Annotated in this window: 4 protein-coding genes; all 4 read right to left on the bottom strand. The window is 71.4% G+C overall.

What is annotated here, in order from left to right; all coding sequences use genetic code 11:
- Positions 1-134: 134 nt before the first annotated feature.
- Genes ON29_RS20920 through ON29_RS20905 form a run of 4 tightly spaced genes read right to left on the bottom strand, consistent with a single transcriptional unit; the run spans position 135 to position 16064 of the window.
- A complete protein-coding gene (locus ON29_RS20920) occupies positions 135-953 on the bottom strand; it encodes an ABC transporter permease (RefSeq protein WP_040868709.1) in 819 nt (272 codons plus the stop codon).
- Positions 953-1771: an ABC-2 transporter permease gene (locus tag ON29_RS20915; protein ID WP_040868707.1), complete on the bottom strand. Its 819-nt coding sequence runs from the start codon at positions 1769-1771 to the stop codon at positions 953-955. The genes ON29_RS20920 and ON29_RS20915 overlap by 1 nt, the downstream gene beginning before the upstream one ends.
- Positions 1768-2754, bottom strand: a complete 987-nt coding sequence (locus ON29_RS20910; RefSeq protein ID WP_040868705.1) for an ATP-binding cassette domain-containing protein — start codon at positions 2752-2754, stop codon at positions 1768-1770. The genes ON29_RS20915 and ON29_RS20910 overlap by 4 nt, the downstream gene beginning before the upstream one ends.
- On the bottom strand, positions 2751-16064 hold the full coding sequence (locus tag ON29_RS20905) for a non-ribosomal peptide synthetase (protein WP_040868703.1): 13314 nt from the start codon (positions 16062-16064) through the stop codon (positions 2751-2753). Before ON29_RS20905 ends, ON29_RS20910 begins: the two co-directional genes overlap by 4 nt.
- Between the last annotated feature and the right edge of the window lie 51 nt (positions 16065-16115).

The raw sequence follows: 16115 nt of genomic DNA, 5'->3' as shown, positions 1-16115 counted from the left end.
TCGTGCTCGTGCACCTCATCGCGCCGTGCGCCCACCGTCTGTCCTTTCGTTCGCCGACATCGTTCTGCACGACGTTAGGAACGGGCGCTGCTGTCCGGCTGGGTTCGTGCTGGGAGTTCGCTGTGAGCCGGGGTTCAGCGCCTGCTCGCCCGGCGGTAGCCGATGGTCGCGGGCACCGCGAACAGGATGATCGCGCCGATCGACCACACGACGGTGAGGGTGAGCGGGCGTGCGAGCGGTCCGCCGAAGGCGAGCGCGCGCATGGCGTCGACCCCCACCGACAGGGGCTGGTTGCGCACCACCGGCTGCACCCACTTGGGGAAGGCGGCCAGCGGAACGAAGCCGGTGCTGAAGAACATCATCAGGGATGTGAGGATCGTGATGCCCTCCACCAGCGTCGATTTCGCGGTGAACACGGCGACCGAGGTGACGACGGTGGCGAAGGCAAGGCCGAAGAGCACCGGGACGAACAGGAAGACGATCGCCGCGGGGACGCCCTGGTGGAAGCGGAACCCGAGCACCGAGCCCACCAGCACGACGGCGAGAGTGCAGGCGAAGATGCGGCAGCCCTCGGCGAGCACCCGCGAGGCCAGGCCGGAGGCGCGGTGCACGGGCAATACCCAGAAGCGCGCGAGCAGGCCCGCGTCGCGTTCGCGGCCGAGTAGCACGCCCCCCGCTACCGCGCCGGACAGCGCGCCCACCAGGGCGACCATGGGCACCGAGCCGTACAGCGCGCTCTCGCCGGTGAACTTCCGGATCTGCCCGCCGATCACGGTGTTGAGCATGATCAGCAGCAGGCACGGGATGATCAGCGTCTCCAGCAGGGTGACCGGATTGCGTGCCCAGCGCAGCAGCAGGCGCTGGGTCTGGATCAGCGTGTGCGCGATCAGCGCAGACACCGACATTTCCGAGCCGGTCCACGACTCCTGCCTGTGATCGGCCAGCAGCGCCATCACGCCCTCCTCGAGCTCAGCCGCAGCGACAGCGGGACGCAGATGATCAGGATGACGAGCGCCCACGCCACCGGCGGTCCCAGCAGCGACAAGCTCACCTGGCCCGCGTTCGGTCCGCGGTCACCGGCGAACGCCCGCAGACCGATGGCCCACTGCGACACCGGCTGGTTGCGCACGAACGGCTGCACCCATGCCGGGAACTGGTCGGCGGGCGCGATGCCGGTGGACAGCATGCCGAAGATCAACGGCGGCAGTACCAGTGCCTGCGCGGTCGCCTCCGGGTTGCGCGACACGGTGCCGATCACGTCTCCGGCCCAGATCAGCGCGAGCCCGATGAGCAACGAGAACAGTACGAACCCGATCGTGTGCGCGGCGCCGAGGTAGAAGCGGAAGCCGATGACGTGGCCGCAGATCAACGCGGTGATCAACGCGATGACCAAGCGGAAGATGTTGCTGGACAGGCGCGCCGCGACCGGCACCAGCGGGCCGATCGGCATCGCTCCGAAACGCCGGTTGAGCCCGGCGACCGAATCGGTGGCGGCGCGGAAGGCCGCCGAGACGGCGGTGAACGCGGCGGCCTGCAGGATCACCAGCGGCATCATGTACTGCGCGTAACTGCTGAAGCCGGTGCCGATCACGGTCATGATGATCTTCAGCGGAATGTAGAAGCTGGCGGTGAACGTCGCGGGCGCCAGCACCGAGGTGAGCACCTCGCCGCTGCGTACCGAGGGCACGACCAGCCGGCTGGTCAGCACCCACCACTGCTGCGGCCGCAGCGGCGCGGCGCGGGTCTGGCTGAGCCAGGTCGCCGCCGTCACGACACGACCTCCCGTTGCGCGATCTCCGCCGTCGTCGCCAGATGCCCGGTCAGCTGGAGGAAGACGTCGTCGAGCGAGGGGCGGCGCAGTGCGACGTCAACGAGGTCGAACCCGGCGCTGTCGAGTCGGCGCAGCGCCTCCAGCAGTGTCTTCGCGCCGTCGGGCGCGGGTATGGCGATCCGATCGGAATCCGGACCCAGCGCGTCCCGATTCTCCTGCGGCAGCAGCGGACCCAGGGCCGCGGCGATGGCGGGCAGGTCACGCAGGTTCAGCGGCACGACCTCGCAGTAGCTGCCGCCGGTGCGCGACTTCAGCTCGTCGGCGGTGCCCTGGGCGATCACCACGCCGTGATCGATGACGATGATCCGATCGCTGAGCGCGTCGGCTTCCTCCAGGTACTGGGTGGTGAGCAGGGTGGTGATGCCCGCCTTCTTGAAGCCGGAGACCAGATCCCACACGCCTTGCCTGCTGCGCGGATCCAGCCCGGTGGTCGGCTCGTCCAGGAACACCACGTCGGGCCGGACGACCAGACCGCAGGCGATGTCGATGCGCCTGCGCATACCGCCGGAGTAGGTGCCCACCCGGCGGCCCGCCGCGCGTTCGAGATCGAACTCGGCCAGCAGTTCGTCCGCGCGGGCGCGGGCGGCCCGCTTGCGCAAGCCCATCAGCCTGCCGAACATCACCAGGTTCTCGTAGCCGCTGAGCATGTCGTCCAGCGCGGCGTACTGCCCGGTCAGCATGATGCTGCGGCGCACCGCCGCGGGATCGTCCACCACGTCGTACCCGGCGACCGTGGCCCGGCCGCGGTCCGGCCGGATCAGTGTCGAGAGGATGTTCACCGTGGTGGTCTTGCCCGCGCCGTTCGGTCCGAGGATGCCGAGCACCTCGCCCGGCTCGGCCGCGAAATCGACCCCCCGCAATGCCTTGACCGCGCCGAAGGATTTCTCGATCCCCTCGACGACGACGCCTTGATCGGAATTCATCCTCGGCCTCCCAGATGTGCATCGAGCACGCGCGCGATGACCGGCAGCACCTGCGGCGCCGTCAGTTCGTCGTGGGTGACCTCGATGTCGTGATTGATGATGTCGCCGGTCACGTACGGCCGCCAGCCGTCGGGACCGAAGATGTCGGAGGTGTCGACGGTCGCGCTGAAGTACACGATGTCGCCGTCGTACACGGGTCGGCGGTATCCGGTTCTGGTCCGGGCGGCGGCGTTGTAGGACCCGGCCATCCGCTCCAGCGTGGCGGCGTCGATCAGCGAGACCCCGCCGAGTTTTTCGCGGATCAGCTCCGCCGCCTGCTGCGCGGTGGCGTCCGCCGGTACGTCGTGGATGCCGAACACCGCGCCGAAGCTGTTCACGAACGAGCCCGCGGTGAGCCGCTCGATGCTGTCGCCGTCGATGTCGGCGGTGTCGGCGTCCAGCAGCGCGACCACGCCGACCTCGGCTCCCTCGGCCTTCAGCCGCACGGCCGCCGCGTGGGCGATCAGGCCGCCGAACGACCAGCCGAGCAGGTGGTACGGCCCTTCGGGTTGCAGCGTCCGGATCTCCCGCACGTAGCGGTCGGCGAACTCCTCGATCGAGTGCGCGGGCGGTTCCTGGCCGCCGAGGTCGGGTGCTTGCAGCCCGTAGATCGGGCGGCCGGGCGCGAGCGCGTCGGCGAATCCCAGGTAGGTCCACGACATTCCGGACGACGGGTGGATGCAGAACAGCGCGGGTTGCTCGCCGCCGAGCCGGATCGGCAGCACCACGTCCAGACCGAGACCGCCCGCTGGCGGAACAGCCGGCGCCGCGGTGGCGGCGGTGGCCGCCGCTTCCTCCTCGGCGGCGGTCCGTGCCGCCGGGGTCAGGGCGAATCGAGCCGCCGCGCGCAATGCGCCGATCCACAGATCGGCCAGCTCGGCGACGTCGTCCTGGTCGAGCAGGGTGGACGGGAAGCCGAAGCTCGCGCGCAGCCGGTCTCCGATGACGACGGCGTTGACATCGATCGCCGATTGCAGGGGTACGCCGGGATCTTCGGCCACGTGCACGTCGCCGAGTTCGTCGGTCGGCAGCCAGCCCAGCCCCTCGAGCCCGGCCGGGATGTCGCCGGTGGAGTATCGGCCGAGATAGTTGAAGCCGACCCGCCCCGGCAGGCGTTCCGGGAGCTGCCGCGCGGTCTCGGCGTTGAGATAGCGCAGCAAGCCGAAACCGATGCCTTTGTCCGGCACCGCCAGCAGTTGGTGCTTGACGGCGCGGATCGCCGCGCCCAGCGCGGGGCCGCCGGCCAGCGCGTCATCGATGTCGATTCCGGCCAGGTCCAAGCGCACCGGGTAGATGCTGGTGAACCAGCCGATGGTGCGGGAGAGGTCGGCGCCGGGCACCACTTCCTCCTGGCGGCCGTGCCCTTCCAGGCGCACCAGCGCCGAGGGGTCGCAGGCCCGCCAGCGCACCAGCGCCAGCGCCAAGGTGGCCAGCAGCGCGTCGTTGACGCTGCCCTGGAACAAGCCGGGCAGGGTGGTGAGCAGCGCGTTGGTGACTTCCGCTGACACCTCCCGCTCGACCATGCGCAGTGCGGCGGTCCGGTCCACGGCGGGATCGAGTTCCCGGCCGCCGATCACCGGGTCGGGTGCGGCGAGCACGTCGCGCCAGTAGGCCAGTTCGGCGGTCCGCTGCGGTGAGCGCGCCTCGTCGGCCAGCGCGTGGGCCCACCGGCGCATCGAGGTGCCGGTCTCCGCGAGCACGGGGATGTTCCCGGCCGACACCTGGGCCCACGCGGCCACCAGGTCCGGCACCAGGATGCGCCAGGACACGCCGTCGATCGCCAAGTGGTGCGCCAGCACGATCAGCCGGCCCGATCCGGTGCGCGCGCCGGCGTCGCCCACCGGGTCCAGCCAGATGAATTGCAGCACCGTGCCCTCGGCGGGATCGAGCCGGTCCGCGGCGGCGTCCAGCTCGGTCATGGCGAACTCGTGCAGTTCGATCGGGTCGAGGGTGGTGAACTCGATGCGGTGCAGCAGCGCGTCCACGTCGACCGATCCGGGCGGGCTTACCAGCAGGCGCGGCCCGGCCTCGCCGTCGGTCACCAGCCGGACGCGCAGCATGTCGTGCCGGTCCACCGCTGCGGTGAGCACCGCGATGATCTGCGCGCGCTCGATACCCACCGGCAGTTCCAGGACCGCGGTCTGGGCGAAGCGATCGTAGTTCCCGCCGCGCTCCAGCATGTAGTGCGTGATCGGCGGGAGCGGCAGCTCGCCGACACCGCCGCCGGGCAGTTCGTCCAGGGTCACCGCGGTGCCCGCCGCGTCGGCGGCCGCGGCCAATGCCGCCACCGTGCGGTGCTCGAACACCTGCAGCGGAGTGCAGGTGATGCCCTGCTGCTTGGCGCGCGACACCAGCTGGATCGCCAGGATGCTGTCCCCGCCGAGCGCGAAGAACGAATCGTCGGCGCCGACACGCGCCTCCCCGAGCAGTTCGCCGAAGATCGCGGCCAGCTGCTGTTCGGTCGGCGTTTCCGGCGCACGGTACGCGGTGCGGTCGGCGAGGAACTCCGGTTCCGGCAGCGCCTTGCGGTCCAGCTTGCCGACCGCGTTGAGCGGGATCTCGTCCAGCACGACGAATGCCGTCGGCACCATGTAGCCGGGCAGGATATCGGCGGCGAAGGCGCGCACCTTCGCCACGTCGAGCTCGTATCCGGGTGCGCGGACCAGGTAGGCGGCCAGCGCGGTCGCGCCGGTGGGGCCGGGCACGCCGAGCGTCACCGCGAAGTCCACGCCCTCGGCCCGGCCGAGCACCGCGTCGATCTCGCCGAGCTCGATGCGCTGTCCGCGCACCTTGACCTGGAAGTCGGTGCGGCCCAGGTACTCCAGTTCCGGGCCCGCGTCGCCGCGGATCCAGCGCACCAGGTCGCCGGTGCGGTACATCCGTTCACCCGGCGCGCCGAACGGGTCGGCCACGAAGCGGGCGGCGGTCAGCCCCGTCCGCGCGTGGTAGCCGCGTGCCAGCGCCGGTCCGGCGAGATACAGCTCGCCCGCCACGCCGAAGGGGACCGGTCGCAGCCGATCGTCGAGAACCAGCACTTCCGCGCCTTGCACCGGCGTGCCGATGGACACCGGGGCGCCCACCTCCAGTGGCGCCGAACCCGTCGCCCAGATGGTCGACTCGGTGGGGCCGTACAGGTTGACCATGCTGCGCCCGGTCGCCCAGCGTTCGACCAGTTCGGCTCCGACCGCCTCGCCTGCCACCGAGAGCACCCGGACGCTGGTCACCTCGGTGGGATCCAGGGTGGCCAGCGCGGACGGGGTGATCACCAGGTGGGTGACCTGCTCGGTGTCGATCAGCTCGGCCAGCGCGCTGCCGCCGAACACCTCCGGCGGTGCGACCACCGACGCGCCGCCGGAGCCGAACGCCATGAGTGCCTCGAACACCGACGCGTCGAAACTCGGCGACGCCACCTGCAACACCCGGGAGTGTTCGTCCACACCGAGCGAAGCCTGTTGCGCCGCGACGAGATCGGAGATACCGCGATGGGAGACCGAGACGCCTTTCGGCGTGCCCGTGGAGCCGGAGGTGTAGATCATCCATGCCGCGTTGTCCGGCCGGACGGGTGCGGGCAGCTCGCGCTCGCGCAGCGGCAGGCTGCTCGCGGCGCTCCAGCGTTCGACGACGGCGAGGTCGTCGAGCACCAGCCAGTCCGTGCTGTCGGGCAGCATCGGCCGGAACGCGGCCAGGGTCAGGCCCAGTGCCGCGCCGGAGTCGGTGAGCATGTGGTCGATGCGCTCGACCGGGTGCTTCGGATCGACCGGAAGGAACGCCGCGCCCGCCTTCGCCGCGGCCCACATCCCGGTGAGCAGATCCGCGGAGCGTGGCAGACCCAGCGCGACAACGGTTTCCGGCCCGGCGCCCGACCCGAGCAGGACGCGGGCCAGGCGGTTGGCGTGCGCGTCGATCTCGGCGTAGGTGGTGATGTGCCCGCCGACCACGAGGGCGACGCGATCCGGGTACCGCCGCGCGGTCTCGCTCAGCAGGTCCGGCAGGGTCACGGCCGCGCCGGACGCGGGCCCGCGCACGGGCACCAGCGTGGCGAGTTCGGCCTCGTCGAGGATGTCGATATCGGCGATGCGGACGTCGGGCCGGGAAAGCACCGTCGTGAGCACGCGCCGCCACCGGGCGGCGAAGGCGGCCGTCGTCGCCTCGTCGAACAGATCGGTGGCGTAGGTCAGCACGGCGTCGATGCCCGCCGGACCGCTGTCGGCGAAGCGCTCGCGCAGATCCAGGGTCAGGTCGAACTGGGAGGCGTCGCGCTCGAAGTCCTCCACCTCGAACCGCAGGCCGGGCAGTTCCAGCACCGGTTCGACGAAGTTCTGCAGCGACAGCGAGACCTGGAACAGCGGGTGGTGCGCGGTCGATCGGGCCGGATCCAGCACCTGGACCAGCCGCTCGAACGGCACATCCGCGTTGGCGAAGGCGTCGAGGTCCGCGGACCGCACCGTGTCCAGGAACGTCGCGAAGCCCGCTGCCGGATCGACCGGGGTGCGCAGCGCGAGAGTGTTGACGAACATGCCGACGAGCTGGTCGAGCGCCTCCTCGCCGCGTCCGGCGACCGGGGTGCCGATCAGCACGTCGTCGGTGCCGCCGAGGCGCGCGAGCAGGACCGCGAGCGCGGCGTGCACGACCATGAACGGGCTGACGCCGTGCGCGGCGGCGAAATCCACCAGCGCCCGGTGCGTCTCGCCGTCGACGGTGAAGCAGAAGTCGGCGCTGTGCATGGTCTGTACCGCCGGGCGCGGCCGGTCGGCGGGCAGTTCCAGCACATCGGGCGCGCCCGCCAAGGTCTCACGCCAGAAGCCGATCTGGTGGGCCGCCAGCGACTCCGGGTCGGTCTCGTCGCCGAGCACCTCGCGGTGCCAGAGCGCGAAATCGGCGTATTGCACCGGCAGCGGAACGCGGATGGCGTGCCCGCCGCAGGCCCGCTCGGAGTAGGCGGCGACCAGGTCGGCGGCCAGCGGCGCCATCGACGCGCCGTCCGCGCTGATGTGGTGCACCACCAGCACGACGACGTGCACCGGCGCAGTGGCGGCCGAGATGTCCTCGGGGCCCGCGGTATAGCTCGACGTCACCGGCGCCGTCCCGGCTACGGGCCCGGACGAGACCGGCGCTTCACCCATGGCGGGAGCCGACGACACCGGTGCCGCACTCGCGGCGGGCTCGGCGCCCCCGTGGATCCGGAACAGGCCCACCCGCAGCGGCGGCTGGGCGGCCAGATCGAAGCCGGTTCCCGCCAGCTCGGTGATCCGCCCGCGCAGCGCGTCGCCGTCCTCGGTGTCGACCACCGGCATGGCGGGCACGGCCACGTCCGCACCCACCACCACCTGACGCGGCCCCTCCGCATCCGCCGGGTACAGCGTGCGCAGGCTCTCGTGCCGGTCGACCACGTCGACGAGCGCGGCGCGCAACGCCTCGACGTCCAGTTCGCCGGTGAGCCGCAGCGCCACCGCGATGTTGTAGGCGGGTGAGGCCGGATCCATCCGGTTGAGCACCCACATGCGCTGCTGCGCGGGGGACAGCGGAACCCGATCCGGCCGGATGCGCGGGGCGAGGGCGAACCGGCCGGGCGCCGCGCCGGTGGCGGGTACCACCCGGGCGGACAGCTGGGCCACGGTCGGCGCGTCGAACAGATCGCGCAGCGCGATCCGCGACCCGAGCGCCGCGTTCACCCGCGCCACCACCTTCGTCGCGCTCAGCGAGTTGCCGCCGAGTTCGAAGAACGACTGGTCGGCGCCGACGCGCTCGCGGTCGAGCACCTCGCCGAACACCGCGGCCACCGCCTCCTCGACCGGCGTGCTGGGCGCGAGGTAGGGCCGGTGGCTCTCCGCGAAGTCCGGCACCGGAAGGGCTTTGCGATCGAGTTTGCCGACCGGGGTGAGCGGGATCGAGTCCAGCACGATGAGGTAGCCCGGCACCATGTAGCCGGGCAGTTCGGCGGCCACCTGCGCGCGCAGCCGCTCGACGTCCAGTCGCACGCCCTCGGCGGGCAGCACGTAGGAGACCAGCACGGTGGTCCCGGCCGGGCCGGGGCGCCCGATGGTCACCGCGTACTCGACCTCGTCGTCGCGGGAGAGCACCGCGTCGATCTCGCCCAGCTCGATGCGCAGGCCACGGATCTTGACCTGGAAGTCGCTGCGGCCCAGATATTCCAGCTCGTACCCGCCGTCGTCCTCGACCCAGCGCACCATGTCGCCGGTGCGGTACATCCGCTCGCCGGGTTCGCCGAAGGGGTCGGCGACGAACCTGCTCGCGGTCATCTCGAACCGGTTGAAGTAGCCACGCGCCAGCGCCGGCCCCGCCAGGTACAGCTCACCGGGCACTCCCACCGGCACCGGACGCAGCCAGGCGTCCAGCACCACGGTGGCGGCGCCGCGGATGGGTCCGCCGATCGTGATCGGCTCGCCGGTGCGGAGTTCGCCTGGCCCGGTGGCCCAGATGCTGAATTCGGTGGGGCCGTACAGGTTCACCATGCGCCTGCCCGGTGACCACCGCTCGATCAGCTCCGGCGTCGCCGCCTCGCCCGCGACCGCGAGCACGCGCAGGTGTTCCAGGCCGGTGGGTTCCATGGTGGCCAGCGCCGAGGGCGTGATCACCGCGTGGGTGACGCGCTGGGCGCGCAGCAGGGTTTCCAGTTCCGTCCCGCCGTAGACGTCCGGCGGCGACACCACCAGCCTGCCGCCCGCGCCGTGGGCGATGAGCAGCTCGAACACCGAGGCGTCGAAGCTGGGTGAGGCCACCTGGAGCACGCTGGCGGTGGGCTCCAGCCCGAGCGTCTCACGTTGCGCGGCGACGAGATTCGCGATGCCGCGGTGGCTGAGCAGCACGGCCTTCGGTTTGCCGGTGGAGCCGGAGGTGTAGATCAGGTACGCCGTCTGGTCCAGATCGATCGGCCCGCCGCGCTCCTCGTCGGTGATCGGCGCTTCGGAGACCGTCATCACCCGCCGGATGGTGTTGAGGTCGTCGAGCAGCAGCCAGTCGATCGTGCCGGGCAGCGTCTCGCCGGTGGCGGTGACCGTCACGCCGATCGGGGCCTTGGAGTCGCTGAGCATGTGCTCGATGCGTTCCACCGGGTAGTTCGGGTCCAGCGGAGCGAAGGCCGCGCCGGTCTTGGCCAGCGCCCACACGGCGATCACCGATTCCAGCGAGCGCGTCAGCGCCAGCACGACGAACACCTCGCGCCCGACCCCGCGGCGCAGCAGCACCCGGGCGTAGCGGTTGGACCACGCGTCGAGCTCGCCGTAGGACATGGTGAGCTCACCGGCGGTGATCGCGATCGCGTCCGGATCGATTCTCGCGCCCGCGCTGAGCAGTTCGGGCAGGGTGGCCTGCGGCACCGACTCCGGGCCGCGCACCGGCACCAGCGCGGCGCGCTCGGCGTCGTCGCAGTACTGCAGTTGGGAGACCAGCGCGCGCGGGTTGTCCCCGAGTTGGGTCAGCAGCCGGACGAAGCGATCCAGCAGCGGACGCGCCTGCTGCTCCGGAAGCTGGCCGGCCATGTACTTCAGCGTGATCCGCAGCGTGTCACGGCCGTCGTCGCCGCGCAGCGGGATCACCATCAGATTCAGCGGATACGGCGTCGCGTCGGTGCCTTCCACGTCGAGCACCCGCATGCCCGCGATGTCCAGCGCCTGCGACAGCGCTTCGCGATCGATGGGATAGGACTCGAACACCGTGAGTGTGTCGAACAATTCGGCCAAGCCCACCGCCTGATGGATGGCGGCCAGCCCGACGTGCTGATGGTCCATCAGGCGCGCCTGCTCGGACTGCACGCGGGCGAGCAGGTCGGCCACTTTCTCCGCCGGATCGAGCCGCACCCGCACCGGCAGCGTGTTGATGAACAGGCCGACCATCTCCTCGACCCCGCCCAGTTCCGGCGGACGCCCCGAGACGGTGCCGCCGAACACCACGTCGGTGCGGCCGGTGAGCATGGCCAGCAGCATCGCCCACGCGGCCTGCACCAGGGTGTTCACCGTCGCGCCCGCCTCCCGGCCCGCCGTCTCCAGCCGAGCGACGGTGTCGCGGGACAGGTCGACGGAGAGCATTCCGGTTTCGGTCGATTCGATCCCGGCGAGGGTGGGCACCGCGCGGGTCGGTGTGTCGATGCCGGCCAGCGAATCGGTCCACGCCGCGAGGGATTCGGCGTCGTCCCTGGTCGCCAGCCAGGTCAGGAACTCGCGGTAGGAATGCGCGGGCGGCAGGGCCGCGGTGTCACCGTCGGTGACGTAGAGGGTGAGCAGTTCGCGCACGAGCAGCGGCGTCGACCACCCGTCCAGCACCAAGTGGTGGTTGGTGAGCACGAAACGGTAGGTGTCGGGGGCGATCCGGATGAGCGTGCAGCGCAGCAGCGGGGGACGGGTGAGTTCGAACCGGGTGCGGGCATCCAGTGCGACCAACCGTTCGAGTTCCCCGGCGCGTTCCTCCGCATCGGCGATGCCGGTGAGATCCGCTTCCCGCCAGTCGATTTCGGCGTCGGCCAGGACGAGCTGACGGGGGCCGTCCTCGGTCTCGGCGAAGGCGACGCGCAGGTTCTCGTGCCGGGTCACCAAAGCCTGTGCGGCGCGGCGCAACCGGGCCGCGTCGACGGTGCCCGCCAGGGTGAGCAGCGACTGCACCGTGTAGCCGTCGGCGGTGTCGGAGTCGTACAACGCGTGGAACAGTAAGCCATATTGCAGCGGCGAGAGCGGCCACACGTCGACGAGGTCGGGGTAGTCGCGCTCCCAGGCATCGATCTGCGCCTGGGTGACGGCGACCAGGTCGAAGTCCGATGGCGTGCGTCCGCCCGCGTTCGCGGATCCGGCGTGCCCGGCCAGCGCGCCGAGCGCCTGCCCCCACAGCGCGGCGAGTTCGCCGAGATCTGCCTCGTCGAAAAGTCGTCCGGCGTAGGCCCAGGTCACCTCGAGGCCCGCGTCGGTGAGCACGGCGTTGATGTCCACCGCGGCGGCCAGCGGCGCGCGGTCGTCCTGGGTGGCGGCGAACCGGCGCGGCAGCCACGGTTCCGCCTCTCCGCCGGTGGACGCGCGGCCCAGGTAGTTGAAGCTGATCTGGGGGGTGGGCGCGTCCGCGAGCGCCGCCGCGGTCTCCGGGACCAGGTGACGCAACATGCCGTACCCGATCCCCTTGTCCGGCAGGGTGCGCAGCTGTTCCTTGGTCGCCTTGATCGCGGCGCCCGCCGCGGCCCCGCCCGCGAACGCGTCCGCCACGTCGATGCCGGTCAGGTCGATCGCGGCGGGGTAGACGCTGGTGAACCAGCCCACCGTGCGCGCGACATCCGCGCCCGGCACCACGGTCTCCGAGCGGCCGTGACCCTCCAGCGTGAACAGCGTGGAGGTACGTCCGCGCCACCGCGCGAGCGCCAGCGCGAGTCCGGCCAGCAGCACGTCGTCGGCGCCGCAGTGGAACCGGTCGGGCGCGGTGCTGAGCACCGTGTGCGCGACATCCGGCGGCACGACGGTGGACAGATGCGCCATGGTGCCCACCACATCGAGGGCCGGGTCCATCGGCGCCGACCCGAGCGCGGGGTCGGGCGTGGCCAGAACGCGTTGCCACAGCGGCAACTCGCCCGCGCGGGTAGCCGCGTGCTCGCGCTGCCCGTGCGCCCAGCGCCGGAAGGAGGTGCCGACCGGCGCGAGCTCGCCGCCCAGCGCGGCGGTGGCCAGATCCGGCAGCAGGATGCGCCAGGAGACGCCGTCGGTGACCAGATGGTGCAGCACCAGCCACAGCAGCGGCGCCGCGCCCGCGCGGTCGATCCACACGAAACGGGCGACAACGCCCGCCTCCGGGTCGAGGTGGTCGGCGGCGCGCTGCAACGCATGCTCGCAGGTCGCCTCGGTATCCGTGCCCGCGGTCACGACCTCCAGCAGGGCGCCCGCGTTCACCGCACCGGCTTCGGCGACCACCCAGCTCCAACCGTCGCCGGTGTTGCGCAGCGTCGAACGCAACAGGTCGTGCCGATCGAGCAGTGCTTGGAGCGCCATGACGAGACCGGCGTGCTCGGTGCCCGGGGGCAGCTCGATCAGCACCGCCTGGGCGAAGCGCCGCCAGGTGTCACCGGCCTCGAGCATCGCGTGCACGATCGGCGTGAGTTCCACCTCGCCCACCCCGCCGCCGGGCAGTTCGTGCACCACCGCGCTCGGGACTTCGGTGGCCACCGCGGCCAGCGCCGCGACGGTCTTGCGTTCGAAGACATCCCGCGCGCCGAATCCGAGTCCGGCCGCCTTCGCCCGCGACACGAGCTGGATCGAGACGATGCTGTCGCCGCCCAGCGCGAAGAAGCTCTCGTCGACACCCACCGATTCCAGGCCGAGCACCTCCGCGAACAGTGCGGCGAGCGTCTCCTCCTTCGGCGTGGACGGCGGCCTGCTCGTCGTCGTGCGCGCGCCGAATTCCGGTGCGGGCAGCGCCTTGCGGTCCACCTTGCCCAGCGGCGTGAGCGGCAGTTCGTCCAGCACCATGACCACGGCGGGAACCATGTAGGCCGGAAGCGATTCCCCGGCGGCGGCTTTCAGCGCGTCGGGATGCGGCTGCGCTCCCGGCTTCGGCAGCACATACGACACCAGCGCGGTGGCGCCCGAACCGGTTTCGACGCCGAGGGTGAGCGCGAAGTCCACGTCGGGATGCCGCTGGAGGGCGGCGTCGATCTCGCCGAGTTCGATGCGGAACCCGCGCACCTTCACCTGGAAGTCGCTGCGTCCCTGGTACTCCAGTTCGACGCGCCCGTCGTTGTACACCCAGCGCACGAGGTCGCCGGTGCGGTACATGCGCTCGCCGATCGCGTACGGATTCGCGACGAAACGATCGGCGGTCAGCCCGTTGCGCCGGTGGTAGCCGCGGGCCACCCGGGGTCCGGCGAGGTAGAGCTCACCGGTGGTGCCCGGCGGCAGCGGACGCAGCCACGGGTCGAGGACCACGGCCGCTACGCCGCCGGCCAGACCGCCGATGGTGACCGGGCCGTCCGGTGTCAGCGGGGCGCTGAGCGTCACGGTGATGGTGGTCTCGGTGGGGCCGTAGCCGTTCAGCAGGGTGCGGCCCGACCACTTCGTGACGAGTTCGGGCGGGCATGCGTCACCGCCGACGATCACGGTGCGCAGCTCGGGCAGGGTCGCCGGATCGAGCGATCCCACGACGGCCGGGGTCACGTTGAGGTGGGTGACGTGGTGGGCACGCAGCACCCGGGCCAGCTCCTCGCCCGCGTACGCCGCGGGCGGCACCACGGCCAGCGTCGCGCCCGCGGCGAGCGTCACCAGGATTTCCTCGATCGAGATGTCGAAACTCGGCGATACGGCGTGGGCCACAACGGAACTCGCGTCGACGCCGAATCCGGCGCCGGAACTCGCCACCAGGTCGGCCAGCCCTCGGTGCGGCACGGCCACGCCTTTGGGAAGCCCCGTGGAGCCGGAGGTGTAGATGATGTAGGCGACCTGGTCGGGCTGCACCGCGGTCAGCCGCTCGGCATCGGTCAACGGCGCTGCGTCCCGCTCGGCCACTTTCCGCTCGGTGTTCTCGTCATCGAGGACCAGCCAGGACACCCTGCCCGGCAACGCCTTTCGGGCGGACGAGATCGTGATGCCCGCGACGACTCCGCTGTCGCCGACCATGTGCTCGATCCGGTCGGCCGGATAGGTCGGATCGATCGGCACGAAGGCCGCGCCGGTCTTGACCACCGCGATCGTCGCCAGGACCGACCGGAGGGACCGCGGGATAGAGATCGCCACCGTGCGCTCGGGGCCGGCGCCCGCGGCGATCAGCACCCGGGCCAGCCGGTTGGTGTAGTCGTCCACCTGCCGGTAGGTCAGCGCGGTCTCGTCTTCCACGAGCGCGGTCGCCAGCGGGTCACGGGCCGCGCCATCGGCGAGGATGCCCGGCAGTGTCCGTGCCGTCTCGCCGAGCGGCCCGCGAGCGGGAGCGAAGTCGGCGCGCTCGTCGTCGGCCAGCACCGACACCCCGGCCAGCGGCGCGTCCGGCCCCGCGGCCAGGAAGCGGTGCAGGAACGACAGGAAACGGCGATGCTGCCCGGTCAGCTCGGCGTCGGAGTAGAGGTTGCCGTTGGCCTGGAAGTCGATGTGCGTGCTCTCGCCGCCGACGCCCGGATACAGGTTGACGAACAGGTCGTCGATCAACCCGGAGGTCAGCACGTGCAGTCGTCCGGTGACCTGGCCGAGCTGGATCCTGGTATCGACCATCATCAGGTTCACCGTGGGGCCGAACGACCCGGCCTCGTCCATCGGCCAGCCCAGATCCCGGAAGATGTCCTCCTGCCGGTAGCGCTGGCGTCGCAGTGCCCCGGTCAGCTCACCCTGGGCCGCACGGATCACGTCGCCGACCGTGGTGGCCGGCGTCAGCCGCAGCCGCAGGGGGACGACATTGGCGATCATGCCGCCGGAACGCCGCAGCGTCGCGGTGGTGCGCGCGGAGACCGGCAGGCTCAGCACGACCTCCGGCGAGCCGGTCATCGCGGACAGGTACGCGCCGAACGCGGCGACCACGGTCGGCGCGACACCGGAGGAGAGCTGCTCGGCGACGGCGTCCAGCAGTCGCGCGGTCTCCGCGGGCAGCGCGCCCGCGACCCGGCTCGGATGCCCGTTCACGCCCGCGGTGCGACCGGCCAGACTCACCGGATCGGCCATCCCGTCCAGATGCGCGAGCCAGTGCTCCCGGTCCGTGCCGAACCGCTCCGAGCTGCGGTAGGCCAGCTCGGCCTCGACGATCTTGCGCAGGTCCTCGGCCTTCGCCGGTGGCGCTTCGCGGCCCTCCACGGCGGCGTTGTACAGCTCGCCGGTGCGCTGCACCATGGTCAGCGCGCCCATGCCGTCGAGCACGATGTGGTGGATGCGCGAGTACCAGAACCAGCGCTGCGCGCCGACGCGCAACATCGCGATCCGCACCAGCCGGTCGCGGGTCAACTCCAGCGGGGCCTCGTACTCCGCACGCATCCACGCGCGCGCGGCCGCTTCCGGATCGGGCTCGGAGCGGAAGTCGATCGTTTCCAGGCTGTCGTCGAGGGTGGTGTCGACGAACTGGAACGGATGCCCCTCCACTTCGATCAGGCGGAGGTAGCCGGTGCCGAACTCGCGCCCGGCCTGCCGCGCCGAGCGCGCCAGCAGGTCGAGATCGATCGGTCCGTTCAGTTCGACGTACTGGGCGATGGAGATCGGAGTGTCACCGGCGACGTGCTGGGCGAACCAGATGCCACGCTGGGCCGCCGACAGGGCGAAGGCCCCGTCGGGGAGCGCTGTGTCCGAATCTTTCACCGAAAGGGAAGGCTGTTGCATGAAGTGTCCTACGTTCTGACCGTGGTCGGGCTACCCGGCGAGGACCGCCCG

The organism is Nocardia exalbida NBRC 100660 (genome assembly GCF_000308575.1).
Classification (GTDB): domain Bacteria; phylum Actinomycetota; class Actinomycetes; order Mycobacteriales; family Mycobacteriaceae; genus Nocardia; species Nocardia exalbida.
The sequence above is the reverse complement of the archived record's forward strand: the minus strand, read 5'-3'. Positions and strand labels throughout refer to the sequence as shown.

Excerpts from the sequence above, each read along its gene's own strand:
- ON29_RS20905 (WP_040868703.1), bottom strand. The coding sequence starts at position 16,064 with ATGCAACAGCCTTCCCTTTCGGTGAAAGATTCGGACACAGCGCTCCCC.
- ON29_RS20920 (WP_040868709.1), bottom strand. The coding sequence starts at position 953 with ATGGCGCTGCTGGCCGATCACAGGCAGGAGTCGTGGACCGGCTCGGAA.
- ON29_RS20910 (WP_040868705.1), bottom strand. The coding sequence starts at position 2,754 with ATGAATTCCGATCAAGGCGTCGTCGTCGAGGGGATCGAGAAATCCTTC.